Source organism: Solibacillus isronensis, assembly GCF_023715405.1.
GTDB classification, from domain to species: Bacteria; Bacillota; Bacilli; order Bacillales_A; family Planococcaceae; genus Solibacillus; species Solibacillus isronensis_B.
Window position 1 is genome coordinate 1 of sequence record NZ_JAMBOC010000018.1, and the last position, 837, is coordinate 837.

The 837-nt window shown below is 49.1% G+C and carries 5 tRNA genes and 1 rRNA gene; all 6 read right to left on the reverse strand.

Annotated features, from left to right (window positions below):
• Positions 1 to 45: 45 nt before the first annotated feature.
• Positions 46 to 120 (reverse strand) — tRNA-Met (locus M3166_RS18920).
• A gap of 18 nt (positions 121 to 138) precedes the next feature.
• Positions 139 to 214 (reverse strand) — tRNA-Val (locus M3166_RS18925).
• Between the two features lie 28 nt (positions 215 to 242).
• Positions 243 to 317: transfer RNA gene (locus M3166_RS18930), tRNA-Glu, on the reverse strand.
• A gap of 16 nt (positions 318 to 333) precedes the next feature.
• Positions 334 to 425, reverse strand: a tRNA-Ser gene (locus M3166_RS18935).
• Between the two features lie 9 nt (positions 426 to 434).
• Positions 435 to 510 (reverse strand) — tRNA-Asn (locus M3166_RS18940).
• A gap of 14 nt (positions 511 to 524) precedes the next feature.
• Positions 525 to 640, reverse strand: a 5S ribosomal RNA gene (gene rrf / locus M3166_RS18945).
• Between the last annotated feature and the right edge of the window lie 197 nt (positions 641 to 837).

Here is an 837-nt window from a genome sequence, read left to right on the forward strand (position 1 = left end):
CTGCGTGACAGGCAGGCATGTTAACCGCTACACCACGGGACCATTTGGTTGCGGGGGCAGGACTTGAACCTGCGACCTTCGGGTTATGAGCCCGACGAGCTACCACTGCTCCACCCCGCGATAATATTATTTGTTTAATGGTGGAGGATGACGGGCTCGAACCGCCGACCCCCTGCTTGTAAGGCAGGTGCTCTCCCAGCTGAGCTAATCCTCCAGCGCTGGATACTACTTATGTATCTTTTTGGTGACCCGTACGGGATTCGAACCCGTGTTACCGCCGTGAAAGGGCGGTGTCTTAACCACTTGACCAACGGGCCTATTTGTAAATTTGCCTGGCGGAGAGTAAGGGATTTGAACCCTTGATGCAGGGTTACCCGCATACACGATTTCCAATCGTGCTCCTTCGGCCACTCGGACAACTCTCCAAGATTTAATGGCTCCGAAGGCAGGACTCGAACCTGCGACCTGCCGGTTAACAGCCGGATGCTCTACCAACTGAGCTACTTCGGAATAATTTTATAACAGCCTAGCGACGTCCTACTCTCACAGGGGGAAGCCCCCAACTACCATCGGCGCTAAAGAGCTTAACTTCCGTGTTCGGTATGGGAACGGGTGTGACCTCTTTGCCATCATCACTAGACTATTTGTTTGAAAGACACTACTTATTATACCATACTTTTCTTATTTGTCAAGTATTTTTTATAATAAATTTTCATTCTTTCAAAACTGGATAAACGTTTCATTGAATTGTGCAATAAAATGTGGTTAAGTCCTCGACCGATTAGTATTCGTCAGCTGCATGCGTCACCGCACTTCCACCTCGAACCTATCTACCTG